The 26730-nt window shown below is 62.8% G+C and carries 24 protein-coding genes, 2 tRNA genes and 2 pseudogenes; 14 read left to right on the top strand and 14 right to left on the bottom strand.

From position 1 onward, the window contains the following. Positions 1 to 116 precede the first annotated feature (116 nt). The 8 genes from B9N93_RS09785 to B9N93_RS09815 all read left to right on the top strand — a co-directional run bounded on the left by B9N93_RS09785 (position 117) and on the right by B9N93_RS09815 (position 8491). Entirely contained in the window at positions 117 to 311 is a 195-nt protein-coding gene (locus tag B9N93_RS09785; protein ID WP_085213154.1) for a hypothetical protein, read from the top strand. A 131-nt stretch (positions 312 to 442) separates the two neighbouring features. Then, positions 443 to 2905 carry a DUF3987 domain-containing protein gene (locus B9N93_RS09790; protein ID WP_125468915.1) on the top strand — a complete coding sequence of 821 codons (2463 nt, stop codon included), beginning with the start codon at positions 443 to 445 and terminating at the stop codon, positions 2903 to 2905. A gap of 83 nt (positions 2906 to 2988) precedes the next feature. Then, the gene (locus tag B9N93_RS24620; protein ID WP_125468916.1) at positions 2989 to 3189 is read left to right on the top strand and encodes a hypothetical protein; all 201 of its coding nucleotides are present in this window, start codon (positions 2989 to 2991) and stop codon (positions 3187 to 3189) included. Positions 3190 to 3525: 336 nt separating this feature from the next. Beyond that, a complete protein-coding gene (locus tag B9N93_RS09795; protein WP_125468917.1) occupies positions 3526 to 6618 on the top strand; it encodes a class I SAM-dependent DNA methyltransferase in 3093 nt (1030 codons plus the stop codon). A 68-nt stretch (positions 6619 to 6686) separates the two neighbouring features. Beyond that, complete coding sequence (locus B9N93_RS09800) at positions 6687 to 6911, top strand: hypothetical protein (protein WP_085213158.1); 225 nt, start codon at positions 6687 to 6689, stop codon at positions 6909 to 6911. A 1-nt stretch (position 6912) separates the two neighbouring features. Further along, positions 6913 to 7311: a type II toxin-antitoxin system VapC family toxin gene (locus tag B9N93_RS09805; RefSeq protein WP_085213160.1), complete on the top strand. Its 399-nt coding sequence runs from the start codon at positions 6913 to 6915 to the stop codon at positions 7309 to 7311. Positions 7312 to 7321: 10 nt separating this feature from the next. Then, entirely contained in the window at positions 7322 to 7747 is a 426-nt protein-coding gene (locus B9N93_RS09810) for an ankyrin repeat domain-containing protein (RefSeq protein WP_085213162.1), read from the top strand. Between the two features lie 9 nt (positions 7748 to 7756). Continuing rightward, the gene (locus tag B9N93_RS09815) at positions 7757 to 8491 is read left to right on the top strand and encodes a hypothetical protein (RefSeq protein ID WP_085213164.1); all 735 of its coding nucleotides are present in this window, start codon (positions 7757 to 7759) and stop codon (positions 8489 to 8491) included. A gap of 181 nt (positions 8492 to 8672) precedes the next feature. On the opposite strand, the gene B9N93_RS09820 is transcribed toward B9N93_RS09815, so the two are convergent. The 7 genes from B9N93_RS09820 to B9N93_RS09850 all read right to left on the bottom strand — a co-directional run bounded on the left by B9N93_RS09820 (position 8673) and on the right by B9N93_RS09850 (position 13336). After that, positions 8673 to 8749 (bottom strand) — tRNA-Met (locus B9N93_RS09820). Between the two features lie 76 nt (positions 8750 to 8825). Continuing rightward, complete coding sequence (locus B9N93_RS09825) at positions 8826 to 9350, bottom strand: phosphatidylglycerophosphatase A family protein (protein ID WP_085213166.1); 525 nt, start codon at positions 9348 to 9350, stop codon at positions 8826 to 8828. Then, entirely contained in the window at positions 9328 to 10290 is a 963-nt protein-coding gene (gene thiL, locus B9N93_RS09830; RefSeq protein WP_085213168.1) for a thiamine-phosphate kinase, read from the bottom strand. Before thiL ends, B9N93_RS09825 begins: the two co-directional genes overlap by 23 nt. After that, positions 10290 to 10895 (bottom strand): transcription antitermination factor NusB, encoded by a 606-nt coding sequence (gene nusB, locus B9N93_RS09835; RefSeq protein WP_085213170.1) that lies wholly within the window; start codon positions 10893 to 10895, stop codon positions 10290 to 10292. Before nusB ends, thiL begins: the two co-directional genes overlap by 1 nt. Next, on the bottom strand, positions 10892 to 11371 hold the full coding sequence (ribH, locus tag B9N93_RS09840; protein ID WP_085213172.1) for a 6,7-dimethyl-8-ribityllumazine synthase: 480 nt from the start codon (positions 11369 to 11371) through the stop codon (positions 10892 to 10894). Before ribH ends, nusB begins: the two co-directional genes overlap by 4 nt. 117 nt (positions 11372 to 11488) lie before the next feature. Then, positions 11489 to 12601, bottom strand: coding sequence for a bifunctional 3,4-dihydroxy-2-butanone-4-phosphate synthase/GTP cyclohydrolase II (gene ribBA / locus B9N93_RS09845; protein ID WP_085213174.1), 1113 nt, complete (start codon positions 12599 to 12601; stop codon positions 11489 to 11491). A gap of 78 nt (positions 12602 to 12679) precedes the next feature. Then, positions 12680 to 13336, bottom strand: coding sequence for a riboflavin synthase (locus B9N93_RS09850; protein WP_085213176.1), 657 nt, complete (start codon positions 13334 to 13336; stop codon positions 12680 to 12682). A 172-nt stretch (positions 13337 to 13508) separates the two neighbouring features. Between B9N93_RS09850 and B9N93_RS09855 the strand changes: the two genes are divergently transcribed. The 3 genes from B9N93_RS09855 to B9N93_RS09865 all read left to right on the top strand — a co-directional run bounded on the left by B9N93_RS09855 (position 13509) and on the right by B9N93_RS09865 (position 19170). Further along, positions 13509 to 16379 (top strand): tetratricopeptide repeat protein, encoded by a 2871-nt coding sequence (locus tag B9N93_RS09855; RefSeq protein ID WP_085213178.1) that lies wholly within the window; start codon positions 13509 to 13511, stop codon positions 16377 to 16379. A gap of 355 nt (positions 16380 to 16734) precedes the next feature. Next, complete coding sequence (argS, locus tag B9N93_RS09860) at positions 16735 to 18495, top strand: arginine--tRNA ligase (RefSeq protein WP_085213180.1); 1761 nt, start codon at positions 16735 to 16737, stop codon at positions 18493 to 18495. Positions 18496 to 18510: 15 nt separating this feature from the next. Beyond that, positions 18511 to 19170, top strand: coding sequence for an SPOR domain-containing protein (locus B9N93_RS09865; RefSeq protein WP_085213181.1), 660 nt, complete (start codon positions 18511 to 18513; stop codon positions 19168 to 19170). Between the two features lie 21 nt (positions 19171 to 19191). Here the strand turns inward: B9N93_RS09865 and B9N93_RS09870 are convergent, their stop codons facing one another. Together B9N93_RS09870 and B9N93_RS09875 are read right to left on the bottom strand one after the other, a co-directional pair. After that, on the bottom strand, positions 19192 to 20397 hold the full coding sequence (locus B9N93_RS09870) for an exo-beta-N-acetylmuramidase NamZ family protein (protein ID WP_085213183.1): 1206 nt from the start codon (positions 20395 to 20397) through the stop codon (positions 19192 to 19194). Between the two features lie 18 nt (positions 20398 to 20415). After that, complete coding sequence (locus B9N93_RS09875; RefSeq protein WP_125468918.1) at positions 20416 to 20970, bottom strand: DOMON-like domain-containing protein; 555 nt, start codon at positions 20968 to 20970, stop codon at positions 20416 to 20418. A gap of 210 nt (positions 20971 to 21180) precedes the next feature. Here B9N93_RS09875 and B9N93_RS09880 point away from each other — a divergent pair, with 210 nt between their 5' ends. Both B9N93_RS09880 and B9N93_RS09885 read left to right on the top strand, forming a co-directional pair. Continuing rightward, on the top strand, positions 21181 to 22191 hold the full coding sequence (locus tag B9N93_RS09880; RefSeq protein WP_085213187.1) for a GGDEF domain-containing protein: 1011 nt from the start codon (positions 21181 to 21183) through the stop codon (positions 22189 to 22191). Positions 22192 to 22275: 84 nt separating this feature from the next. After that, a tRNA-Thr gene (locus B9N93_RS09885) sits at positions 22276 to 22351 on the top strand. Positions 22352 to 22372: 21 nt separating this feature from the next. Here B9N93_RS09885 and B9N93_RS09890 read toward each other — a convergent pair. Together B9N93_RS09890 and B9N93_RS09895 are read right to left on the bottom strand one after the other, a co-directional pair. Beyond that, a pseudogene (locus tag B9N93_RS09890) lies at positions 22373 to 22648 on the bottom strand (tyrosine-type recombinase/integrase); the annotation flags it as partial. A gap of 55 nt (positions 22649 to 22703) precedes the next feature. Next, complete coding sequence (locus tag B9N93_RS09895) at positions 22704 to 23399, bottom strand: IS5 family transposase (protein ID WP_176225211.1); 696 nt, start codon at positions 23397 to 23399, stop codon at positions 22704 to 22706. Between the two features lie 79 nt (positions 23400 to 23478). Between B9N93_RS09895 and B9N93_RS09900 the strand changes: the two genes are divergently transcribed. Further along, positions 23479 to 24495 carry an IS4 family transposase gene (locus B9N93_RS09900; RefSeq protein ID WP_085213193.1) on the top strand — a complete coding sequence of 339 codons (1017 nt, stop codon included), beginning with the start codon at positions 23479 to 23481 and terminating at the stop codon, positions 24493 to 24495. Here B9N93_RS09900 and B9N93_RS09905 read toward each other — a convergent pair. The 3 genes and pseudogenes from B9N93_RS09905 to B9N93_RS09910 form a co-directional block, all read right to left on the bottom strand. After that, positions 24420 to 24926: a tyrosine-type recombinase/integrase gene (locus B9N93_RS09905; RefSeq protein ID WP_085213195.1), complete on the bottom strand. Its 507-nt coding sequence runs from the start codon at positions 24924 to 24926 to the stop codon at positions 24420 to 24422. The two genes, B9N93_RS09900 and B9N93_RS09905, sit on opposite strands and share 76 nt — an antisense overlap. A 19-nt stretch (positions 24927 to 24945) precedes the next feature. After that, positions 24946 to 25020: pseudogene (locus B9N93_RS24625) on the bottom strand (transposase); the annotation flags it as partial. A 104-nt stretch (positions 25021 to 25124) separates the two neighbouring features. Further along, the gene (locus tag B9N93_RS09910; RefSeq protein ID WP_085213197.1) at positions 25125 to 26711 is read right to left on the bottom strand and encodes a L,D-transpeptidase family protein; all 1587 of its coding nucleotides are present in this window, start codon (positions 26709 to 26711) and stop codon (positions 25125 to 25127) included. Positions 26712 to 26730 lie beyond the last annotated feature (19 nt).

Below are 26730 nucleotides of genomic sequence, written 5' to 3' on the forward strand. Positions count from 1 at the left end.
TTGCATCCCCACAACAAAAATAGCGTGGTAGTTGCGGAAAACCCCCCGATTTAGCCCATCCCAAGGGTTGAGGATACGTCCATACCGCGCAAGCGGGTTTATTCGGATGTATCCACATGCAATTCAATCTTTCGACGGAAGCCTTCGCTTCCCAACTCAACATCAAGCCGCAATCGATCCGGGCGCGGGTATGCCGCACCGGGAGCTATTTCGGCATCCTTCCCAAAAAGCTGCCGAATGGTCGGCTCCTCTGGCCGTCCGATGCTTCGGAGCGCCTCCTGCAAATGGGCGACAAGCCCGAAGGCGCATAGGGGGCGGCGATGATGGACAGCAAAAACCCCGCCCCGGCTGGCACCGGGTACGGGGCTCATCAGAATCGAACGGCCTATCATAACCCACCCGCTTCTACCCCAAGACGCCGTTTTCCGGCGCTGGGAGGTGGATGATGCGCGGCGCAACCGAGCCATTCAGGGCGGCGATGCTATCCGCCGGATTGAACCCGCCGGACTTGATCGAGCCGGGGAAATTCCACCGCTTCCCCGGCATCGACAAGGGCCGGGGCGATGACGCCGGGTGGTGCAAGCTGTTTCCCGACGGACGCGGCGGGGTATTCGGCGATTTCAGTTCCGGCCTATCCGAGCATTGGCAGGCTGAATCCGACCGGCGTTATTCGTCGGCGGAACGCGAAGCCTTCAAGCGCCAAATCGCCGAAGCCAAGCGTCAAGCCGCAATCGAGGAACGTCGGCAACATGAGGAGGCGGCGCAAGTGGCTGCCGATATTCTGGCGGGGGCGAATGCCGATCCGGCAGGACATGCTTATGCCATCAAGAAATGCCTTGCCTTGGGGCCGATGGTGAAGCGCGGCGCATGGCCGCAACGGGGTTGGACGGATGCCTTGTTGATCCCGATTTATCACACCGATGGTCGGGTATGGACTCTCGAAGCTATCAATGCCGATGGCGACAAGGACTATCTCAAGGCTGGCAAGAAGCGCGGTGGGTTTTACCCGTTTGGCCGGATTCGCGGCGCAAGCCGGGTGTTCATCGGCGAGGGACTGGCAACAGTGGCGGCGGTGGTGGCGGCGGATAGCCCGCCAGCCGCTGCGGCCATGGACAAGGACGGTCTGCTGCCCGTGGCGCGGGCGGTGCGCGAACTGGCCCCGGATGCCGAAATCGTGTTTATCGCCGACAACGACCTCAAGCCGAATGGCGGCAATCCCGGCTTGTCTGCCGCCCTGGCGGCGGCGCGTGAAATAGGCGGTCGGGTGGCGATTCCCCAACTGGACGGGCGCAAGTGCGATTTCTGGGATGTATGGCATGAGCGCGGCGCGGACGCGGTGCGCGAAGCCCTGGCCCGTGCCGCCAGCCCACCACCGGACCCGCCAGCGCAGACCCCGGATGTTTCCGGCGCGGGCGACTGGCCGGAACCCAAACCTTTGCCCCAAGGCTTGCCACCCGTGGCGGCATTCGATTACGCCCTGTTGCCGGAAACCTTGCGACCCTGGGCACGCGATATTTGCGAGCGCGTCCAATGCCCGCCGGATTATGTGGCCGCGACGATCATGGCCGGATTGGGCACGGTGATTGGCCGTAAGCTAGGCATCCGTCCGCAAGCGCAAACCGATTGGACGGTGGCACCGAACCAATGGGCTTTGTTGGTCGGGCGTCCCGGTGTGCTGAAATCACCGGCCATGGAAGCCGCATTGTCGCCGCTGAAACGGCTGGCGGCGCAAGCCACCGAGTGCCACGCGGCGGCCACGGACGAATACCGGCTGGCACTGAAAGTTGCCAAGCTACGGGCCGAAGAAGGAGAGAAGGCGGCACGTAAAGCCCTGAAGAACTCTGCCGAGGCGGACCTTTCGGCTTGGCTCGGTAGCGCGGAACCGGAAGCGCCGGTCTTGCGGCGGTACATCGCCAACAATTCCACGGCGGAAGCCTTGGGCGAGCTTCACCGGCAGAATCCGAACGGCTTGATGGTGTTCCGGGATGAACTGGTATCCCTGTTGAAGAGCCTTGACCGGGAAGACCAGTCCGAAGCGCGGGGTTTCTATCTGACCGGCTGGAATGGCGACAGTCCCTACACGTTCGACCGCATCACGCGGGGCATGAACCTACATATCCCGGCGGTGTGCCTGTCCTTGCTGGGTTCGACACAACCGGGCCGGATTGCCGAATACATCCGGGCGGCGGTGCGCGGCGGTTCCGCCGACGATGGGTTGATTCAGCGCTTCGGGTTGCTGGTGTGGCCCGACATCGGCGGCGATTGGCGGGACGTGGACCGCTGGCCGGATAGCGCCGCCAGCCGCGAGGCCCATCGGGTTTTCGGGCGTCTGGATAGCCTGGACCCGGCAGCCGTCGGCGCGGTGCAAGACACCGACACCGCTACCGGCAAGCCCGATGGCCTGCCCTACCTTCGTTTCGATGTTGATGGGCTGGCGCTATTCCGGGAGTGGCGAGCCGACCTTGAGGCCAAAGTGCGCGGCGGCGATCTGCATCCGGCCATGGAATCGCATCTTTCCAAATATCGGAAGCTGGTTCCGAGCTTGGCTTTGGCGCTGCATTTGGCCGATAACCGTACCGGGCCGGTGGACCATGCGGCGACGTTGCAAGCCCTGGCTTGGGCCGAATACTTGGAAACCCACGCGCAACGCGCCTATGCCAGTGTCGCCACGCCCGAAGTGTCGGCGGCCAAGGCCATCCTGCAACGCATCCGCAAGGGCGATTTGCCCGGCACTTTCGCAAGCTGGGAAGTCTGGCGACCGGGTTGGGCGTTGCTGTCCGACCGCGAGCAAGTGGCCGATGCCTTACGCCTGTTGGTCGAACTCGATTGGCTGGTTTGTCGGCAGCAGGAAACCGGCGGGCGTCCCCGCGGGGTCTATGAGGTTAACCCGCGGGGCTTGGGATGATGGGTTATTTGGAGCGGCTGAAAGCCGAATGTTGCGCCGACGGCCCGCCCCCAAATCCGCCGCCCGCCGGGTCCGATACGCCCATGGCGGCTACTGCAAAAACCGCAAAAAGCCCTTTTTACAGTTTTTGCGGTAGCCCAAGTGGGCCATTGGCTGAAATCAAAGCAGTGAAACGCGAGCCGGTTATCGCGGAACTGGCCCGCGTTCGGGCTTGGCTGGCCCATATCGGCGAAACCGATGCCGCCATCGTCGGCGATGTGCTGAGCCGTTGGCTTATTTCCTGAACCGGGCCGGAGAGAACCTGGTTCCGGTGGTGGTCGAGGATGACCGGCGATGTTGCGCTCAATGCGCGAATTTGACCCCGGCGGGGCGCTGTCTGGCGGCATGGCGGGGCGAGATCGTGGCAGCGCGGCATTATGCGCCGGTTCCCGGTTTGCCCCGGCGTTGCGCGGGCTATGTGCCTAAGCCGGATGATCCCGATGGGCGACAGGGGCGGGAGCGTTGGCCGGGATTGGACGGCAAAACGGCAAATAATGCCCCATGACCGGCACAGTGATACATGGGACAATTCCGCCCATAACAATCCGATCACGTTTCTAATCTGCTTCATAAGGAAAGCCATGACCCCGCAAGAATTCATTGCCAAATGGAAAGACAACAAGCTCAACGAGCGGGCCGGTGCGCAATTGCACTTTATCCATTTATGCCGCTTGCTCGATGTTCCCGAACCCCTCGACCCGGACAGTTACTGCTTCGAGCGTGGCAAACAAACCGGGCAAAATGGCAAAGAAACCTGGTGGGCCGATGTCTGGAAAAAAGGCTGCTTCGCCTGGGAGAACAAAGCGCCCGGCGTGGATTTGGACAAAGCCCTGGAACAAGTCACCCGGTATGCCGATAGGCTGGATAACCCGCCGTTGCTGGTGGTCTGCGACCGGGAAATGATCCGTATCAAAACCCGCTTCAACGGCCATCCGAGCCAGACCCACCACATTCCCATCGAAGAAATCGGACGCCCGGAGAATCTACAAAAGCTCCGCAACCTCTTTTCCGAGGATGGGGTCGAAACCTTCCGCCCCAAGGCCACCACGCTGGATGTCACCCAAGCGGTCGCCCGCGATATAGGCGGCATCGCCACGGCGTTGATTAAGCGGGGTCATCCCAAGCCGACGGTTTCCCATTTCCTGATCCGCATCGTGTTCTGCCTGTTCGCCGAGGATTGCGGCCTGTTACCCGCCGGGTTGTTCGCCCGGATTATCGCCAATAGCCAGGGCGACCCGGCCCGGTTCGGCGGCTTCCTGAAAGAGTTGTTCCGCGCCATGAAGAAAGGCGGAACCTTCGGGGCCGATGGCATCAAGTGGTTCAACGGTGGCCTATTCAACGACAACGCCCCACCGCTGCCCTTGTTGCCCGCCGAAATCGCGGCGCTTGGCCAAGCCGCCGCCGAGAATTGGAACGCCATCGAACCTTCGATTTTCGGCACCTTGTTTGAGAACGGCTTGGAGAACCGCGCCGAGCGCGGCGCTCATTACACCGATCCCAAGACCATTGGCAAAATCATCCAGCCGGTGGTGATCGCTCCTTTGCGGGCCGAATGGCAGGCGCTTAAAGACAAGGTCGAAGCGCCTTTGCTGGCCGCACGGGCCGAATTGGACGCGGCCCAAAAGGAAGCCAAGAAGCGCGAGAAAGCCATCCTCAAGGCCGCGCAAGCCGACACGGCGGGGGCCAAAGTGGAAATGGAAGCCTTGCGCAAACGCTTGGGCAAGGCCGAGAAAGCCCTGAACGCGGCCCGCAAAAGCGCTTTGCAAGCCATACAGGCCATGCTCAAGCGCTTGAACGGGTTCCGGGTGTTGGACCCGGCCTGTGGTTCGGGCAATTTCCTGTATCTGGCCTTGCGCGACCTCAAGAATTTGGAACACGAGGTCGGGCGCGAGGCCGAAAACTGGAATTGCGGTTTCACCCGGCAGACGCAAACCGAAACCTCGCCCGCCAATGTGATGGGCATCGAAATCGAGCCTTATGCGGCGGAATTGGCACGGGTGACGGTATGGATCGGCGAAATCCAATGGCTGAGGGAAAACGGGTATCCGGTGCGGGAGAACCCGGTTTTGCAAAACCTCGAACATATCGAAAACCGCGATGCCTTGATGAACGAGGATGGCGGAGAGGCGGAATGGCCGGTGGCGGATGTGATCGTGGGGAATCCGCCGTTTTTGGGCGATAAGAAAATGATCGGGGAATTGGGGGAGGATTATGTTTCCCGGTTGCGGAAGCTTTATAAGGGCCGGGTTCCGGGCGGGGCGGATTTGGTGACTTATTGGTTCGAGAAAGCGCGGGCGCAGATTGCGGGCGGGAAATTGCAGCGGGCCGGATTGGTGGCGACGAATAGCATTCGCGGCGGGGCGAGCCGGAAGGTGTTGGAAAGGATTTGCGAAAGTGGGCGGATATTTGAGGCTTGGAGCGATGAGGAGTGGGTTAATGATGGAGCAGCAGTTAGAGTAAGTCTGATAGGGTTCTCAGCCAAATCTCAAAACCCGTCTAGTTCTTTAGATGGAAAAAATGCGGAAACAATAAATTCCAACTTAACCTCTAATAATAAAAAATTCTCAGACCTTACCAAGGCAAAACGGTTATCAATTAATTTAGGAATTGCATTTATAGGGACGCAAAAAAACGGCTCTTTTGATATTCCAGGATATATAGCAAGAAAATGGATAAATTTACCAAATCCAAATAGCAAATCAAATCGTGATGTATTGCGCCCATGGGCTAATGGACTAGATATTACTAGAAGACAGTCAGATACATGGATAATTGATTTTGGGGTTAATATGTCATTCAGTGATGCAACTTTGTATGAAAAGCCATTTTCTCATATTAAAGAACTCGTGGAAAAATTTCGCTCTACAAATCGTAGAGAAGCCTACAAAACAAAATGGTGGATACACGCAGAAGCTCGCCCAGGCATGAGAAAAGCAATCACGGGAATAAAACGTTATATTGCCACTCCAAGAATATCCAAACATCGCCTTTTTGTTTGGTTAGTTGATTGCATATTGCCTGACTGCCAGATTGTAGTTATAGCACGATCAGATAGCTCTGTTTTTGGGATTCTTCATTCCCGTTTCCATGAGCTTTGGTCATTACGCATGGGCACAAGCCTTGAAGACAGGCCACGCTACACCCCGGCCACCACTTTTGAGACCTTTCCTTTCCCCGAAGGCGTATTGACCGATCCCGACCCGGACGCCCGTTTCCCGGAAATCGCCGCAGCCGCCAAAAACCTGAATCAACTCCGCGAAAACTGGCTGAACCCGGAAATCTGGGTGGATTGGGTCCAAACCCCGGAAGAAGCCGCCGCCGGTTTTCCCAAACGCCCCGTTGCCAAGCCCGGCTTCGAGGCCGATGTTAAAAAACTCACGCTGACGAATCTGTACAACAAACCACCTGCCTGGCTTATTAATACCCACCAAATCTTGGATAAAGCCGTCGCCGCCGCCTATGGCTGGAAGGATTACGGCCCAGAATGGACCGACGAAGACATACTGAGCCGCCTGTTAGCGCTGAACCTGGAACGGGCGAAAAACCAAGCCGCGACCCCAAGCACAACCGAGGGCGAACCGGACGAAGACGCCGATCCCCAGGACCATGAAGCACCGTCGGCGGAACCCGCCCCCAAGCGCACCAAAAAAGCAAAGCCGAAAACCCCGGATTGATGGCCTGCGGCGTTTGAACTACAGTCCCGCCAAACCCCACCCCATTAACCACTCAAGAGCCAACCCCCATGTACACCGCGATTAAAGGTATCTATGAAAACGGCAAGGTAACACTTGAAGAAGCCCCGCCAACCTTGCGGAAAACCAAGGTTGTGGTGATGTTTCTCGCCGATGACGTGAAGCCCACAGAAAGCCCGCGCAAAGGCGTCAAGATAGGCAGCTTGGCCGGTAAAGGTTATGCCATTCCCGATAGCTTTAACGAGCCGCTGGAAGACCTGAGCGAGTATCAATAACATGCGCCATCTAATAGATACCCAAATCCTGATTTGGACGATAATCAGCCCCGAAAAGCTGACCGCGCAGACAATAGACCTACTGCAAAATAACGAGATTTTCGTCAGTCAAATCTCGTTCCTTGAGATAGCCATAAAGCAGAAGATAGGCAAATTGCCAGAATTGGATTTATCCATAGCCGCTTTAACCACCCGTGCGGAACAAGACGGCTTCAATCTGCTTATGCTGCAAACCCGCCATATCGATACCTATGGCACTATTCCGCTATATCCAAACCACCGCGATCCATTCGACAGGATATTGCTAGCCACAGCCCTGAGCGAAAATATCCCCATCATATCGGCGGACGAAAACTTTGACCTTTACGCACCGCAGATTCAGATTATCAAAAACGCATGAAGGGTAAAGCATGATCCAATATGATGCTTTCGATGCCATCCGGGATAATGCTTTGGAAAGACTGAAAGAATTCTCAGCCCATATCGAATCTGGCGGCTATTCTTGGAGTCCTATGCACGAAGCCGCTAAACTGGGACGCACGGAACTATTGAAATACATCCTTGCGCAACGATTCGTAGATATAAACGACGAATTTGAAATAGGCGAGCCCGATGATTTCCGCCGTGGAACCGCCCTGACCGAAGCGCTATTGAATGGTCATGTCGAAACCGCCGTGTTCCTGATCGAGCAAGGCGCAAACGTCAACGCGGAATATTATGGCTACGAAAACACCCACTGCCTTGGCTTGGAATTCGAGGAATCGGGCAATTGCCTAACCTTGGCTTTGGCGACAGGTAACAGCGAACTGATCCGACTCATAAAACCCTTCGAGTGAGGCTCCAAGATGACGAAGCAGGAAACAGACAAACCCTTACCGGAAAAGCCCGGCATTCCCGATAAAGCCGATACGGGAGCCAAAAAAGGGCATACCAAAACGGCGATTTGGCCCACCTTCCGGGCGGCTTATACCGACTATTTATACTCGAAAGCCCCGCCCGGAAGCCTGGATATGGCGGAAATCACCCGCGAACTACAGGCCCGGAACGACGAGGTGTGGGATGGGGATTTACGCCAGCTTGAAGCGATGTTGAATACCCAAGCGCATAGCCTGGATGCTATGTTCCACGCCCTGGCCGAACGCGCCGCCCTGAACATGGGCAAGAACCTGGGAACCACCGAAACCTATCTGAAACTGGCGTTCCGCGCCCAAAATCAATGCGCACGGACCCTGGAAGCCTTGGCGACGATGAAAAACCCATCCGTGGTCATCGCCCAACAAGCCAACATCGCGCAAGGGCACCAGCAAGTGAACAACGGCACGGCGACATCCACGCCCCCACGCACGCGCCCGGCAAAAAACACCGGGTCGAATCATTCCCAAGTTGCGCAAAACAAACTGATAACGGAGCCGAAGAATGGCGAGACACTGGACGGCAGAGGAACGGGCGCGGCAATCGGCACTATGCCGCCAATCGCGCCCATGGTTGAACTCGACCGGGCCAAGAACGCAGGCGGGCAAAGCCAAGGTCGCCAACAATGCATTCAAGGGCGGCGTGAGGCCCACCTTGAGGGCGCTTAGCCGCGAACTGCGGAAGCAGGATCAATTCCGGCGGCAAATCGAGGACGATCTCTGTTGATGATGGCGGTGATTCGCCGGGAAGTGATGATTGGGATGGATCGTTGCGAGCTACACTGGGGCTACATGAACCGCCAAAAACAAAAAGGCTCACAGATTTTCATCTGTAAGCCTTTGTTTTATTTGGTAGCGGGGGCAGGATTTGAACCTACGACCTTCGGGTTATGAGCCCGACGAGCTACCAGACTGCTCCACCCCGCGTCAACTGCATATACTATACCAGAACCCTTCGGAATTAAGCAAGCCTTATTTTACAAATCCGCTAAATCTTTCCGCTTCAAGCACTTACGTAGGGCAAAAGCAGGTGCAAACCGCAAGCCGCGAACACCCCGGCCAGCGCGTCGTCCAGCATCACCCCGAACCCGCCCGCCACGTCCCGGTCCAGCCGTGAAATCGGCCAAGGTTTCAACACATCGAACAACCGGAACAGTGCGAAACCCAACACCACCGCCGGCCACGAAAATGGCACGCCCGCCATGGTGATCAAAAAGCCCACGATCTCGTCCCAGACGATGCCGGAATGATCGTGTATCCCCAAGCGCCGTTCACAGCGCTGACAAATCGGCACGCCCGCCGCGAACAAGCCCAGCACCAGCCCCGCATAAACCGGGAATGCCAGCCCCGCCACCAGCGCGTAGACCGGGACCGCCGCCAAGGTGCCGAAGGTTCCGGGCGCGACCGGGGCCAGCCCCGAACCGAAGCCGAACGCCAGGAAGCAATAAGGATCGCCGAATACCCGGCGGGCCGGGATACGTAGGCGAGATTTGGCCTTGGAGGCGTTAGGCGTGGGAGAAGTGTTCATAGCCACTCGGGTTCAGGTCGATCAGGCGGCCCTCCTTCAGGAGCCGCAAGCCCGGTTCCGCTTCGATGCGCCCGATGGGGAACGCGGCCAGGCCGGTCCCGGCCAGACGCCGCGCCAGTTCGTCCCGCTTGTCCTCGGAGACGGTGAAACACAATTCGTAATCGTCGCCTGCATGCCAGGGCATAGCCCAATCGCCGGTCGCGGCGATATACCGCGCCACCCCATCGGTTAGCGGCAGGGCGGCGCAGTCGAGCGCCGCGCCCACACCGCTGGCCGCGAGGATATGGCCCAGGTCGGCGGCGAGCCCGTCGGAGACATCGATGCAGGCCGAAGCCAGCCCGCGCAGTTGGAAGCCCAGCGCGACTCGTGGTTCGGGCCGTTCCAAGCGGGCCAGGGCCGCAGCGTCTTGAAGGTCGGTCTGACCCAGGCGCTGTTTGAGGCCCAACCCTGCCGAGCCGATAGGCCCGCTCACATAGATGCCATCGCCGGGCCGCGCCCCGGAGCGGCACAAGGCCCGCCCTTCCGGCACCCAGCCCATGGCCTGGAGGGTGATCGACAAGGGACCGCGGGTGGTGTCGCCGCCGATGATCTCGACGCCATGCCGTTCGGCCAAGGCGAACAGGCCGCGGGCAAAAGCTTCCAACCAGTCCGCGTCAACCTCCGGCAAGGTCAGCGCCAAGGTGGCCCAGCGCGGTTCCGCGCCCATCGCCGCCAAATCGCTGAGGCTCACCGCCAGCGCCTTGTGACCCAGGCTGTCCGGTTCGACCTCGGGCAGGAAATGCACCCCGGACACCAGGGTATCCACTGTCACCGCCAACGCCCCGCCCGCTTCGCAGCGCAGCAAGGCGCAATCGTCGCCGACGCCCAGCGCCGTACCCGCGTGGCGGACCGGCTGCCGGGTGAAAAACCGCCGGATCAGATCGAATTCGCCCAAGGCCACTAGCGTTGCACCCGGCGACCGAATTCCGCCGCCCGATGCTTGCGGGCCAGCTTGTCCATCAGGCCGTTCACGAATTTGTGGCTCTGGCTGGCCCCGAATTGCTTGGCAAGGTTGATGCCTTCGTTGACCGCCACCCGGTAGGGCAACTCAGGCTTGAACATCAGCTCATACGCGCCCAGCCGCAGGATGGCCCGTTCCACCGGACCGAGTTCGTGGACCGGGCGGTCGGAGAATTCGCCTATCGCGGCATCGATGACATCGATCCGGGCCGGCACCTCGTGCAGCAATTCCTTGAAATAGCCTTCGTGGATATCCGGGGTGCAGCATTGGGGCAGCAGGGCTTCCAGGGCGATGGATTCCAGGGCGTCGCCCTCGCCTTCTTCCTCGGGCCGGGAGCGGCAATATTTTTCCAAGGACTCTTCCAGCATGTCGCGCTCGGCCACGGTCAAGACCTGCCCGGCGCGGAAACGGCGCGACAGTTCCCGCGCCACCGCCAGTTCCTCCAGGAATTGCGCCTCGATGTCGGCCAGATTGCCCTGGGCCATCTGCCATTGATACAAGGCCTGGGTGGCGCAGCGCCGGGCCAGGGTGCGTGGGTTGCTCATCCGGCGTCGATCTCGCGCAGTAGGTTGACCATTTCCACGGCGGACAGCGCCGCCTCGGCCCCTTTGTTGCCGGCCTTGGTGCCGGCCCGCTCGATGGCCTGTTCGATGGTATCGACGGTCAGGACACCGAAGGCCACCGGCAGGCCGTGCTTGAGGGACACGGTCGCCATGCCCTTCACGCATTCGCCCGCCACGTAGTCGAAATGCGGGGTCGAACCCCGGATCACCGCGCCCACGGCGACGATGGCGTGGTAGCGCCCGGTTTCGGCGACTTTCTGCACCGCCAGCGGCAGTTCATAGGCACCGGGGGCTTTGACCAGATCGATATCGGCGTGCTTGGCCCCGTGGCGCAGCAAGGCGTCCACCGCGCCGCCGACCAGTTGATCGACGATGAAACTATTGAAGCGCGAGGCCACGATGCAGAACTTCGCGCCATGGATGAGGAGTTGGCCTTCGTAGGTTTTGATGTCGTTCATGGGAGTTTTCCTTGGGTCGTGAATCTTGGGGAAAATCGGGTTATGGCGTCCAAAGCCCGCTTTGGGCCGCATCCGAAGCAAGCTTTGGATTCCGGGGATGGAGGCTGTGCTGCGGCGCTACTCCGCGGCGACATACTCGACCACTTCGAGCCCGTAGCCCGACAGCCCCAGGTATTTCTTGGGCGAACTCCCCAGCACCCGCAGCTTGTGTACGCCCAAATCGGCCAGGATTTGCGCCCCGGTGCCGGTGGTGCGCCAGTCCTCGGAATGTTCCTCGGGCGGGGCGATGGCGATGCCGTGGTCTTGCATCTGGTAATGGTGGATACGCTCGACCAGGGATTTATCGTCCTCCTCGCGGCGGATCACCACCAGGATGCCCCGGCCTTCCTCGGCGAGGCGCTGCATGGCGCGTTTCAGGGTCAGCCCGCCATCGCCGCGGCGGCCGCAGAGCAAATCCCGCAGCAGGTTCCGCCCATGCACCCGCACCAGCACCGGCTCCGGTCCCGACACCTGGCCCAGGGTCAGGGCCAGATGCAGGCGCTGGTCCACCTGGTCTTGATAGGCGTAGAGGCGGAACTTGGCGTACTCGGTGGGGAATTCGCATTCGCAGATGCGTTCCACGGTCTTTTCGTTCTGTATGCGGTAATGGATCAGGTCGGCGATGGTGCCGATCTTGAGCCCGTGCAATTCGGCGAATTGTTCGAGGTCGGCGCGGCGGGCCATGCTGCCGTCCTCGTTGAGGATTTCGACGATCACAGCGGCGGGTTCCAGCCCGGCCAGCCGCGCCAGATCGCAACCGGCCTCGGTGTGGCCGGCCCGGTTGAGGACGCCGCCGGGCTGGGCCATCAGCGGGAACACATGGCCGGGCTGGACCAGATCGTCCGGCTTGGCGTAGGCCGACACGGCGCATTGGATGGTGCGGGCGCGGTCCGCCGCCGAAATGCCGGTGGTGACCCCGGTCGCGGCCTCGATGGACACGGTGAAATTGGTGGAATGCGGGGTTTTGTTCTCGTTGACCATCAAGGGCAGGCGGAGCTGCTGGCAACGCTCGCGGGTCAGGGTCAGGCAGATCAGGCCACGGCCATAGCGGGCCATGAAATTGATATCCTCGGGCCGGGTGTGGACCGCCGCCATCACCAAATCGCCCTCGTTCTCGCGGTCCTCGTCGTCCATGAGGATCACCATTTTGCCTTGGCGGATATCCTCGATGATTTCTTCGCTGGTGTTCATTGCCGTCGTCGGTGGAATGGGGGGCGGTAGCTTACACCATCCGGGGGCCGGTCGGGTCCGCAGGGCGGGAACCTCGGATCAGGCCACGAAACCCGAAGTCCGCAGCAATGCCATCGTCACGCCGGAACCACCCTCCGCCGCCTTGTCGCCCAGCAATAGGCGCTCGGTATAGCGGGCCAGGAGATCGACCTCCAGATTGACCCGCCGCCCGGTTTCGGTGCTGCCCAGCGTGGTTTCCTTGAGGGTGTGGGGCACGATGTTGAGACCGAACCGCGCCCCATCCACCGCGTTGACGGTGAGGCTGATGCCATCGACGCAGATCGAACCTTTTTCGGCGATGTATTTGGCCAGCGGCGCGGGGGCTTCGACGGTGAAGCGCACCGAGCGGGCATCGGCGTGCTTATCCACCACCACGCCCACGCCATCGACATGGCCGCTGACCAGATGCCCGCCCAGCCGCGTGGTCGGCAGCAAGGCCAGTTCCAGATTGACCTGCGCGCCGGTCCTGGCCTCGCCCAGGGTGGTGCGGGACAGGGTTTCCCTCGACACATCGGCGCAGAAATGGCGGGGGCCGAGTTCGACGGCGGTCAGGCACACGCCGCCGACGGCGATGCTGTCGCCGAGTTTCACATCGGCCAGGGGGAGCTTGCCGGTGTCGATGGTGAGGCGGCAGTCGCCGCCCTGGGGTTCGATGCGGGATAAGGTGCCTACCGCCAGGATGATGCCGGTGAACATGGGGGATTGCCTCGGAGAGTGAAGATGGAGCGGATTATGCCGCGGAATCGGCGGGCGGTGGGCGGGGGTGGCGCAAGCTCCCCAATGGACAAGCCGCCACCCAACGAAGCCTGCGACCCAGCCCGGAACCCCGCTACAATGATGCCACCCCAACCCCACCCCGACCCCCACCGTGCCAGACTCCCCCAGCTACGACCTGCTCATCAGCCACACCCCCGCCCACGGCCCCGCCGTGCGCCCGCTGCTCGAAGCCCTGCGCCAACGGGGCGTTTCCTACCGCACCGCACCCGCCCACGAATGCCCCGACCTGCCCGCCGGATTCGGCCTAGCCAAAGCCTGCTTGATCTGGGCTTCGGAAGATTATTTCCAATCCCGCGCCGCTCAAACCCACTTGGCGGCGGTTTTTTCCGCCCAAGACCACGCCACCGCCCCGCCCGCCCGCCGCCTGCTACTCGTTAACGCCGGGACCGGAACCCGGCATATCTATCCGGTGCGACTCCGGGACTGGCGCTATGCCGCCGCGCCGGATATCCAGGACGCACCCGGCCATGCCGCGCTGGCCGCATCCCTCCACACCCATTGCGCGGCCCTGGTCGGTTGCTTGGCCCAGGCCCGGCCCTGGGTTCCGCCGCCCTGGCACGCGGCCCATCAGGAACGGCCCGAACCGACCTTGATCTTCCTGCGGCGCGAACGGGAACTCTGGGATATCCACGCCTGGCTAAGCCCGGACCCCGCCCCGTCCGCCGATACGGAACCCGGCCCGGTGGTGGCTGTGGCGGGCCTCGAAGGCCAGGGCAAATCCACCCTGGCGCGGGAATACGTCCACCGTTTCGGCCCGGCCTTCCCCGGCGGCATCTTCTGGCTGACGGCGCGGGAGGCCAAGCCCACCGCCAGCGTGGCCGAGCTGGCCGAGAATCCGCCGCTCAAGATGCAGCTCCTGGCCTTCCTGCACACCTTGTCGCCGCAAGACCCGACCCCACCCGCCGCCGACACCCCCGCCCTGCTGGAACGGCTGGGCAGCCGCCTGGCCCAGGCCGGACAGCCGTTCCTGTGGATCGTGGACGACCTGCCCGAAGGACTGAACGGCCCGGCGCTCCGGCAATGGTTGGCCCCGGCGGGCCACCTGGGCCGCACCCTGCTCACCACCCGCGGCCAACGCTACGACGAACAGCTCGAATGCATCCACCTTCCCCCCCTGGACGAGGAAACCGCGTGGCGCTTGCTGACCTGGAACCTACCGCCCACCAGCGGTCCCGAACGGGCCGCGACCGCCCGGTTGCTGGACGAACTGGGCCGCCAACCCCTGGCGATCACGGCGGGCAACGCCGCCGCCCGCGGCAACCGCCGCCAGCGCAACGCCCCTTACACCGCGTTGCGGCGGCGGCTGGGCGATCCAGCCTATGGGGCCGTGATCGTCGCCGCCAATCTGCACAGCGGCCTGCCCAAGGCCCAGGAAACCGCCCTGGCCGGTGCCTTGCTCGCGGCCATGAGCGCGATGGGGGAAGCGGGCCACGATGTGCTACGGCTGGCGGCGAACCTGGCCGACGCGCCCCTGCCGCTGGATTTCGTGGTGGACTGTCTCGCGGCCAGCGGTCTGTGCGGGGAACAACAGCGCCAACATCCGCTGCGGGCGCGTTGCCTCGAACTCCTGGGAATACCACGGCCCAGCGCCGCCGAACTGGCCCAGCGCCACGCCGGGACGGCTATCGCCGTGCTGGACCGGCTCGGCCTGGGCGAAGCCACCGGTGGTCATCTACACCTACATTCCCTCACCGTACACACCATGCGGATCGCCAACCACGACCTGCGCCGGTTGGCGGCGCTGCACCGGGCGGCGGTCAGCGTGCTGCACGATTTGGCCGCGACCTGCGCGGCGGCGGACGATTGGCGGCGCTTGGCGGCGCTGGCCCCCCACGCCCGCGCCCTGACGGCGGACCCCCGCGAACACAGCGCCCAGGAAACCCAGGCCGACCTCGCCTGTCGCGCCCGGCTGGCCGCGTTCCTGGGCGATATGGACATGGCGCATGGCCTGCCACAACGCGCCCTGGACATGTATCGCCATGCCGGGGCGGGCTTGGCGCGGGCGGTGGCGGCGGACGCCGAAGCCTGGGATTGGCTGGCCGAACTGGCGCGGATACGGGAACGCACCGGCGACATCCTGGCGGCGCGGGGCGACGCGGCGGGCGCGCTCGACACCTATCTGAAAAGCCTCCGCATCCGCAAGCGCCTGACCGCGCAAGACCCTGGCCGGGAAGATTGGCAGCTCGGGCAATGGAGCCTTTATCTCAAGGCCGGGGAAGCCCTGGCCCAGGGCGGCGACCTGGACAAGGCCCGCAACAGCTACCGGGCCGGGCTGACCCAGCGCTCGGCCCTCCCCTCGGCGGCCCTGGCCGATGGCGAGCGGGAATACGCCCTGGCGGCGGCTTTCGAACGGCTGGCCGGGCTGTATCGCAAGCAGAAACAGGTCGGCGCGGCCCTGGACGCCTTGGGTCCGGCCTTGGAGATTTACCAAAAACTGGCCGGACAAACCCCCGCGAACCCCAAATCCGCCGCCGCCCCGGCGCGGGTCCACGGCCAGCTCGCCGAAATCCTGCGCGAACGCGGCGAAATCCAGCCCGCCCTGGAACATTACCGGCAGGCCATCGCCGCCTATACCCAGCTCTCGGGCCAGGATTCCGCCAATCTGGAATGGAAGCGCCAACTAGCCCAATGCCATCGGTGGGCGGGCGAAATCTCGGTGGCGCAATCCCAACCGGAAGCGGCCATCAAACACTACCGCGCCCGCACCAACCTACTGAAGCGCTTGATGCCACAAGGCAGTCCCGATGCCGCGCTACAGCGGGAAATCGCGGTCAACTACGCCAAGCTGGGCCTGTTGTGCGACCAGACCGGGGATATTCCCACCGCCCTGGGGTATTACCGCAAGGCGCGGGCCGGGGCCGCGCTCTGGGCCGAACTGGTGCCCGAGGATAACAGCCTGCAAGGCGAATTGGCTTGGGTGGAAAAACGCCTCGCCCAGGAGGAAACCCCATCGGCGGCCTGAATCCGGCGGCCTGGATGCTCCAAAACCGGACACAGCCTTTCCCGCGAGACAGTCCGGCAAGCTTGTCCGCCGCCGTATCCAGGTTTGTCGCAAACCCGGCGGGCATGTTTCGATAACCCTATCCTGTAACCCGCCCGCAGGCATATCCCGGACATTTCGTCACCCACGAAATAACCTATTTCCCCGCCCACCAATTCCCCGGCCCGGCGGCGGACATACCCCGAATCACCCACCCAGCCCGCCGCGCCTTATCCGCTCCGCGCCCGGCCCGAGGCCAAGTTCCACGCCGCATTGCCAGCGCGGCGGCGATTTTAGGATAATGGCGGGCCTTAATTTTCCCCCTTGTCCCACCCCCATGAAAAAACGCCTGGAAACCCTGTTGCGGGGCGCGGTCGCCCGTTTGCAAACCGAGGGCGCATTGCCCGCCGATTTGGAGCCTACCGTCCTGGTGGAGCGCACCCGCGACGCCCAACACGGCGATTTCGCCACCAATCTCGCCCTGGCCCTGGCCAAACCGGCCCGCGCCAACCCCAAACAACTGGCGGAGAAACTGGTCGCCGCGCTCGAACCCGATGCCACTGTGGTCAAGGTGGAGATCGCCGGGCCGGGCTTCATCAATTTCTTCCTCGACCCGCAGGCGCAGTTCGGCGTGATCCGCGCCATCCATGACGCCGGGCGCGGTTATGGGCTGGGCCGGGCCGGGGCCGGAATGAAGGTCCAGGTGGAATTCGTCTCGGCCAATCCCACCGGCCCCTTGCATGTCGGGCACGGGCGCGGCGCGGCCTATGGCGCGGTGGTGGCGAATCTGTTGGCGGCGGCGGGTTTCGAGGTCCACCGCGAATACTATGTGAACGACGCCGGGCGGCAGATGGACATCCTCGCCGCCAGCGTGTGGCTGCGCTATCTGGAGGAATGCGGCGAAGTCCTGGTCTTTCCCAGCAATGGCTACCGCGGCGAATATGTGCGGGACGTTTCCAGGGAGCTGCACCAGCGCCACGGCGAGGGCTTCCGCCATCCCGCCGCCGCGGTGTTTGCCGACATCCCCGCCGACGAGCCACAAGGCGGCGACAAGGAAATCCATATCGACGCCCTGGTCGCCCGCGCCAAAGCCCTGCTCGGGCCGGAAGGCTATCGCACGGTGTTCGATGCCGGACTCGACAGCATCCTCGGCGATATCCGCCAGGACTTGGAAGAATTCGGCGTCCGCTACGACCAATGGTTCTCCGAACGCGGCCTGACCGAAACCCAGGCGGTGGAACGCGCCCTGCGAAAGCTGGAAGCGGCGGGCCATCTCTATCAAAAAGACGGCGCGACCTGGTTCGCGTCCAGCCGCCTGGGCGACGAGAAAGACCGGGTGGTGGTGCGTGAAAACGGCCAGATGACCTATTTCGCCTCCGACATCGCCTATCACATGGACAAACTGGACCGCGGCTTCGACCGGATCATCAACATCTGGGGCGCGGACCACCACGGTTATATCCCCAGGGTGAAAGCCGCCATCCAGGCTTTGGGCGGCGACCCCAATAAGCTGGATGTGCTGCTGGTGCAATTCGCCGTGCTGTACCGGGGCGAGGAAAAAGTGCAGATGTCCACCCGCTCCGGCGAGTTCGTGACTCTCCGGCAACTCCGCAACGAAGTCGGCAAGGACGCGGCCCGGTTCTTCTACGTGATGCGTAAATCCGACCAGCACATGGATTTCGACCTCAAGCTGGCGACTTCCCGCAGCAACGAAAACCCGGTCTACTACGTGCAATACGCCCACGCCCGCGTATGCAGCGTATTCCGCGAGTTGGACGAGAAAGGCTGGGCCCGCGATTTGGCGCTGGGCATGGCGCATTTGAATAAACTGGTCGAACCCCACGAAACCGCCCTGGTCGGCACCTTATCGCGCTACCCGGAAGTGGTGGAGCAATCGGCCCTGCAACACGCCCCGCACCATCTCCTGCACTATCTCCGCGAGTTGGCGGCGGAATTCCACGCCTACTATTTCGCCCACAAGTTCCTGGTGGAGGACGCCGCCCTGCGCGACGCCCGCTTGAACCTGATCGCCGCCATCCGGCAGGTGATCGCCAACGGCCTGGGCCTACTGGACGTATCGGCCCCCGAAGCCATGTAACCGCGAGAACCACGCATGTCCAAGGACTACAAAAACCGCATCCCCGCCTATCGCCGCGAAAACCAGCGCAAAAGCCCGGCGCGGGCCTGGGGCTGGGCCGGGGCGGCGGTCCTCGGCCTCGGGGGGTTGACAACCTTGGGCATGCATCTGTTCGGGGAGCGCGGCGCGGAACCGACGGCGGCGGCGGAAACCACGGACATGCCCATGCCGCCCCAGGCCAAGCCGGGCGAGGGCAAGAAGCCGCCGACCACACCGGGCCAGGGCCAGCCCACCACCACCAAGCCCGGCAAGCCCCCGGAACCCGCCCCGGTACCGACCGCGCCGGTCGAACCGCGCTTCAGCTTCTACAAGGTATTGCCGGAAAAGGAAGTCATCATCCCCGAGAACGAGATCAAGACCCTCAAGCGCGAGGAAGAAAGCTTCGGCAAACCGGGGCAGAACGGCATCTATATGGTGCAGGCCGGTTCCTTCACCCACCAGCAGGACGCCGAGAAACTGAAGGCCCAGCTCGGCCTGCTCAAGATCAAGGCCAAGCTGGAGATGATCAAGCTGGAAAACACCGCCTGGTTCCGGGTCAAGGTCGGTCCCTACGCCAGCCTCGCCGACGCCGACAAGGTGCGGCAATACCTCCGCGCCAACAAGATCGACAGCGTGGTGCAGCGGGCGACCAAGTAGCCAGGCCGCCGCCGCCACGGCTCAGCGATACAGCAACACCGCCTCCCGCTCCGCCAACCACGCCGCCTCGTCCGGCCCGGCCCAGGTTTCGAGGTCGCCCGGCTCCGCCGCGGCGTCGTCCACCCACAGGCGTAAGTCTTCGCCGCCGTTGATGAGATCGATGGCGAGCCGGCCATATTCGTATTCGTAGGGGAAATCCCGCCACAAGGGATAATCGGGATCGAGCTTCCGCAGCGCCTTGAACGCCAGCGCCTGCAACCGCCAAGGCCGGAAAGCGGCGTGGTCGTAGGCGGCGTCCTCGACCTGGATTTGCACCCCGGCGCACAGCCGCCCCACATGCTTGTGGAAGGTCGGCTCGAACCAGCAGGTCCGCAACCGGCAGCCACGCAGCCACTCCGGGGCCAAACCGCGCATGGTGGCGACCAACCGCTCCGCGTCCAGATCGGGGGCGCCGAAGCCTTCCAGCGGGCGGGTGGTGCCGCGGCCTTCCGATAGCGTGGTGCCTTCCAGCATCACCGTGCCCGCATAGCACCGCGCCATCCACAGGTTGGGCGCGTTGGGGCTGGGGTTGATCCAGGCCCGCACGCCCAGCGGCCAGCCATAGCCGGGCGCCCGCTCCGGTGCCCAGCCCGTCATCGCCACCACCCGATAATCCACCTCCAGGCCCAACCTGGTCACGAACCAATGGCCCAGTTCGCCCAGGGTCAAGCCATGCCGCATCGGCAGCGGACCCGCGCCGACGAAGCTCTCCCAGCCCGGCTTGAGGATCGAGCCCTCGACCGGACGCCCCACCGGATTGGGCCGGTCCAGCACCCACACCGCCTTGCCATGGCGGGCGGCCTCTTCCAACACATAGCGCAAGGTGGTGATGAAGGTGTAGATGCGGCACCCCAAATCCTGCAAATCCACCAGCAGCACATCGAAGTCGTCCATCATCGCCGGCGTGGGACGGCGCACCGCGCCATACAGGCTATACACCGGGATGCCGTGGACCGGATCGCGGAAATTGGGCGATTCGACCATATTGTCCTGCTTGTCGCCGCGCAGCCCGTGCTGGGGTCCGAAAGCGGCGCTCAGGTAGATATCGTCCAGTGCCGCCAGGGCGTCCAGGCTATGGACGCCCTCCGCCGTCACCGAAGCCGGATGGGCCAGCAAAGCCACCCGCCGCCCCTCCAAGGGCGCGCGCAGGGTGGCGTCTTCGAGCAGGCGGTCTATGCCGAATCGCATCGGGTCTCTCCTTGGAAGCTAGGGATGGGAAGGGGACAAGACCAGGGCGAAGCCGTGGTCGTGGTGGAAATCCGGTCGGCCCGGCGGATGGGCCAAGGCCCAGTAGGACAACCCGCCGTCCCGGTCCTCCACCACGGCGGACAGGGCCATGCGGTAGCCGGTCCCGGCGGGCTCGGGCACCAGCCCCCGCAACTCGACGGTGGCGCTCAATGCGAGCCGATAAGGCGTGCGGTGGACCTGGACCAGCGGCGGCTGGGCGGGTTCCGCCACCGCCATGCCCGCGCGGTAGGCCCGGAAACGGTAGGCCGCCCAGGCCCCGCAAGGCGAGAAATTGAATTCGAGATACCCAGGCAGGCCAGGCCGGGCCAGGAACGCCTCGCAGCAGGTCTGCCGCCACAGGCCATCGGCCCGGCCCGGAGCGGCGGGCGCGGGGATCAAGAGTCCGTCGATATCGCCCTCGACGGCGTATCCCAGCGCCAAGCGTCCAGAGGGATCGAGTCCGGCCCGGACCTGGAAACGATGGATGGCGGCACAGGGCGTGGCGGGATGGGGCTGCAAAACGATAACGGACATGGCGATCAACATCCGGGCGAGGAACGGGGCGGCACGGGCCGGGCAGCATAGTATAAGGTCCGCGCTTCCCGGCCCCATCCTCCCTGTGCGGACAAATCCACAGGAGCATCCTGTAAATCCTGCTATTAATTTAATCAGCACCGCACTTCCAGCTTCCTTCCGCCGGACCCGCGACCTCTGAAAACCATCCTCAAAACCGGGCCGCCCAACATGCCATATACACCCCGCCTGCTCGATCAAATCGCCCTGCTGACCGGAATGCGGGATATCGAACTCCTGGAATTCAGCCTGCTGAAAACCCTGAGCGAAGTGACCCAGCCCACGGCGATCAGCCTGCTCCGCCTCGACAAAAACGACCATCCGACCTCTATGCTGCGCTATCGGCGCGAAGGGCGGCACGAAGTCGACTTCGGCGATATCGAGCTTCCGGCCGAGGTCGTGGACTTGCTCCCGGTGGTGAAACGCACGCGCAAACCCCACAGTCGACGCGGCGAAGACGGCAATTTCCTGACGATCTACCTGGGGGCCGAATCGCAAACCGCCGACAGCTACCTGCTGGCGACCACCGACCACCCACCCGCCAACGACACCAAGCGCCTATACACCTGCTTCTTGCAAATCTACCAGAACTTCTGCGCCCTGCTCGACGAGTCCCAGCGCGACCCGCTGACCGGACTGCCCAACCGCAAGACCTTCGAGGACAGCATCAACAAAGTCCTGGGCCTGATCCCACACCGCCCGCTGCCCGCCGCCACCTCGGACCGGGCGACCTCGTATTGGCTGGGGATCATCGATATCGACCGTTTCAAGAGCATCAACGACACTTTCGGCCACCTCTACGGCGACGAGGTTTTGCTCCTGGTCGCGCAACTCATGCAACGCCATTTCCGGGGTGGGGATTTGTTATTCCGCTATGGCGGCGAGGAGTTCGTGGCGATCATCGCCGGGGCCGACCAAGAAGGGGCGAAAAGCGCCTTCGACCGCCTCCGCGCCTCCGTGGCCGGCCACCCCTTTCCACAGATCGGCGAAGTCACCATCAGCATCGGGGTGGTCCAGATCATGCCCGATGCGCTCACGCCCACCCTGCTCGACATGGCCGACCGGGCGCTTTATTACGCCAAGCAGAATGGCCGCAACCAAGTATGCCTGTACGAGGAATTGGTGGAACACGGCGTTATCGAGCCGCACCTAGTGGATTTGAATCCCATGGAATATTTCTAGCGGAGGGGGGTAGCCCGGACCTGGCCCTTCGGGTCCGCCTTGTGCCCAGGGGCAGTGTTTCCTATAATCTGCCGTCCAACCGATGCCGGTGTAGCTCAGTCGGTAGAGCAGCACATTCGTAATGTGCGGGTCGTAGGTTCGATTCCTATCATCGGCTCCAATACTTTCAATAGCTTAGACGCTATTTTGCCAATCTCAGAACCGTCGTGCGGGAACCTTTGCGGGAATCCGGTTCTGAGATGGCATTTACCGCCCCCCGCAATTTCCCGATTTCCGCAGCGCTGTAGTGCGTAGTCACTCTTCCGGCATGATGGCCGAGCAAGTCTTGGCGATCTTCGAGGCTTACGCCTGCCGCACGTAACCTGCTACCGAACGTGTGCCGTAGATCATGCACACGCACTGATGGCAACCCGACTTTTTCCCTAGCGTTCTGCCAAGCCGAGTTGTTCATACGAGTTACCGGCTTGCCACGGAAGGAAAAGACCTAAGAGGATATCCGGCACATAAGCTGCTTACGCGGAGTTGGCCTTGATCCGTCTTTCAAGGATTAGGGCGCAGGCGAATTGAAGAAGGGCCAAATAATTGGCTCCACGGCAGGTGTAGCGGGTTCGGATGGCCCGGAAGCCCTTGAGCCAAGCGAATGTCCGCTCCACCACCCACCGCCGAGCGGGGTGTGTTTCCGCGGAGCCGGGGCGTTTTTCCTCGCCGATCTTGCGAATGTGGGGAACGTAGCCCAATCCCGCAACCTCCCGCTCAACCCGCTCGTACCCATAACCCTTGTCCAGGCAAAGATGCCGGGGTCCTTGCTGGGTGCCGGCGGGTGCCGCGATCACGGCCGCCTCGACCGTGACAGTCACCAAGCGGCTGTCGTGTACGTTGGCCCCGGCTTGCACGACGGCAAAGGGCATCCCTTTCCCATCCACCTGGAGGTGGATCTTGCCGCCACTACGCCCGCGATCCGTGGGATTGCGCCCCAGCCCCTCGTCCTTCCGGCAGTGGGCTTGGCGCACCGGGGCCTGCACCAGGCTGCCGTCCATCGACTGCCAGGCCAGTTCAAAACCCTCAAGCTCCTCATAATCCGCCGCCGACCAGCGGAACATCTCCGTGAACACGCCCGCAGCGGCCCATCGCTGGAAGTGTTCGTGGACCGCGCTCTTCGAGCCATAGCAGGGCGGCAGGCAATTCCATTGGCAACCAGTTTTGAGCACGTACAAAATCCTCTAAGTACAGGACAAAAACCTAACTGCTTGATTGCCAAAGGCGTAAACTATCCGGCTTTTACCTCCGATGGCTGACCCTCATCAAGACCTCAAGGCCGTCCTGTCCGAGCACCTGCCGTGGCACGGGGCCCGGATCGGCTTCCTCGCGCATTTCCTGCTGGCCCTGCTCAAGGTGCGCAGCGTCAACCTGGCGGAACTCGCCACCGGCTTCGGCGGTCCGGCCAAGGTGGAGTCCCACTACAAGCGGCTCCAGCGCTTCTTCCGCGCGTTCGAGTTGGACCAGGACGTCCTCGCCCGCCTGTTGGTGCGGCTGGTCCCGGTCGGCGACGGCCCCTGGCGGCTGACCCTGGACCGCACGAACTGGAAGTTCGGCCTGGCCGAGATCAACTTCCTGGTCCTGGGGATCGCCCACCGGGGGATGGCCGTGCCGGTGTTCTGGAGCGTCCTCGGCAAAGCGGGGAACTCCGACACCGCCGAGCGCATCGCGTTGATGGAGCGCTTCCTGAAGGTCTTCGGCACCGCCCGGATCGCCGCCCTGCTGGCCGACCGCGAGTTCATCGGCGAGGACTGGTTCCGCTGGCTGCAACAGAAGGGCATTCCCTTCCACCAGCGCCTCAAGCGCGACACCCGCGTTCCCAACAGTTGGAACCGGATGATGCGCTTGGACCAATTGTTCGGCTCGCTCCGGCCCGGCGAGACCCACCGCCTGGTCGGGCGCCGTCCGGTGTGGGGCTGCTTCGTCCACCTCTCCGCCCTGCGCCTCGACGACGGCGGCTTCCTGTTCATCGCCTCCTCCGGCACCCCACAGGCCGGGGCCATCGACGCCTACGCCGACCGCTGGCAAGTGGAAACCCTGTTCGGCGCTTTGAAATCCAGGGGCTTCAACTTGGAGGATACCCACCTCACCGACCCCAAGCGCCTCGCCAAGCTCATGGGCCTGCTTGCCCTGGCCTTCGCCTGGTCCTACCGCACCGGCGAACTGCTCCACGACGGCCCCAGCCCCGTCCGTCAAAAAAAACGCTGTCGCGCCCCCTCAAGTCCCTCTTCCGCCACGGACTCGACTTCCTTCGCAACACCGTCCTGAACCCAACCGAGAAGTCCGATGAGTTCGCCTGGGCATTGCGGGTTTTGTCCTGTACATAGGGAAAAGACATACTCGTCATGTCTTCCACGCTGAGCGTCTACTACTGCTTGCGCAACACTGTTCAGCACGATGATGCGATTTCTGCCGTTTTTCGTGCGCTCGCCTTCGAGCAGGAACACTGACCCGTCATCCAGTTGAATTTCCTCTTTCCAGCACAGGCCGCAGATTTCCGAATCTCGGCAGCCTGTATGCACCGCAAAAAGCGCCATGCTGGTAAGGTGGGAGGGCAACTCGGCGATTACTCCCTTGCCGACCAAAGAACGCCTAGCCTCAAGATCGAAGGTTGCCATTAAATTCAATGGTTTGCATAAAAAAGCGATTGGGTGTTCTTTCGCTTTGAAGGGAGTAAGGCTATTTCTGAAAAAGGTCATACCGGGATAGCGGGCTGGTGAAGTGGACCCGGCACCGTTGCCAACTGGCCGGGAACACCTGCTGAATAGCCGCCCTCAAGCCTTCGTGGGCGTCGACTGTGGGAGCGCGTGTCGCCCTTGTTGGAGCCGTGTGGCGGCATGAGTTAATTATGTAAGGCGAGCATGAATCTGAATCCATATCGTAGGTCTACGAAAATCTCACCCCCCAAACAACACCCGCTCCAACGCTCCATCCCGGTTATAAATGTCCGGCGCGAAATGCACCCCGTCTCCCTCGATCAAGGCCGTGCGGTAGATCAAATGCACTGGCATGGCCTTGGCTAGCGCCACACTGGTGTGTTCGCCGCTGGCGATGGTGGCCTGGACCCGCTCCAAGGTCCAGGGCGGATTTTCCTTCGCCAACACCCAGGCCGCCAGTTCATAGGGCTGGCCCACCCGCACGCAGCCATGGCTGTAAGTGCGGCGGCTCTTGGCGAAGAAGCGTGGCTCCGAGGTGTCGTGCAGATAGACGTTGTATTTGTTGGGGAACATGAATTTCACCGTGCCCAGGGCGTTCCAGGGGCCGGGGTCTTGGCGCAGCACGTAGCGCTCCATCGCCGCCGGGGTCGTCAGGTTCCAATCGATGCCGCGGGGGTCGATCTCGGCGGCGTCCTTGGCCCCGCCGGAAAAGAAGCGGATGTGCTTTGGCTTGAGGCTGGCCGGGTTTTTGCGCAATTCCGGCAGGTACTCGTTGACAGCGATATCGTGGGGCACATGCCAATCCGGGTTGAATTCCAGATACTCCAAGCGCTCGTCGAAGGCCGGGGTCGGTTGGTCGAGTTTGCCCACCACCACCGGCATGGTGATTTCCACCGCCCCGTCTTGCAGTCCCCACAGGGTGAAACTCGGGATGTTGACCCAGATTTGCCGCCCGGCGCGGTCGGCGGACAGCCAGCGCCAGCGTTCCAGGTTGACGATGATTTGGCGGATGCGCTGCTCCACCGGCACGTTGAGGGCGGCGAGGGTTTCCGGGCCGATGACGCCTTGCGGGGGCAGGGCGTGGCGCTTTTGGAAGCGCTTGACGGCGGCGGCGAGCGCTTCGTCGTAGGTCTTGCCGTGGCCGGGTTCGGCGGCATCGGTGAGGGCGAGGCGCTGGCGGATCAAGGGGATGCGCGGGTCGCTCATGCCCGGTTGCAGGGTGGGGCCGGAGGGGATGGTCGGCCAGCCGCCTTGCTGGGCCAGGGCGCGGTAGTCCTTGAGGGCTTGTTTGAGGGCGGTGTATTCGGGGTGTTGCGGCGCGAGGTGTTCGAGGAAAAGGGCGAGGCCGGGAATTTCCAGTCCTTTCCGTAGGGCGGCGGATGGGGTGGCCTGGGGTTGTTCTTCGAGGCGGCGGGCCGCGTCCCGGCCCCGGCCCAGGTCGGCGGCGTAGCGGAGATAACCCTGGGTCAACAAGAGTTCCAGTCGGGCTAGGCTGTCGGGGTCGGCTTTCAGCCAGAGCCGGCCAATGGCCTCGGTCCCGTAATCCTCGGGGTGCAGACCTTCCGCGCCCGCGTCGTCCAGGAAGCGGCGCAAGACCTTGGCTCGCGCCGAAGGTTCGCCGCCCGCGATCCAGAACGGCTTGAAACCCTTGGTGCGGTAGAGTTTGGTGAGATTGGCATCCGCGCTGGGTTCGGTCGCCAAGAGGGTTTCGAGCGGGGAGGGCGGGGTTTTGGCGGCGGGCGGGGCGGCGTGGCCGATTGGCGCGGCCAGGAGCAGGGCCAGGCAGATGGAGGGAGATAGGCGGCGCTTGGAGTGTGGTTGAATCATCGACTCTGGGGTCTGGGTA

Source organism: Methylomagnum ishizawai (assembly GCF_900155475.1).
Taxonomy (GTDB): domain Bacteria; phylum Pseudomonadota; class Gammaproteobacteria; order Methylococcales; family Methylococcaceae; genus Methylomagnum; species Methylomagnum ishizawai_A.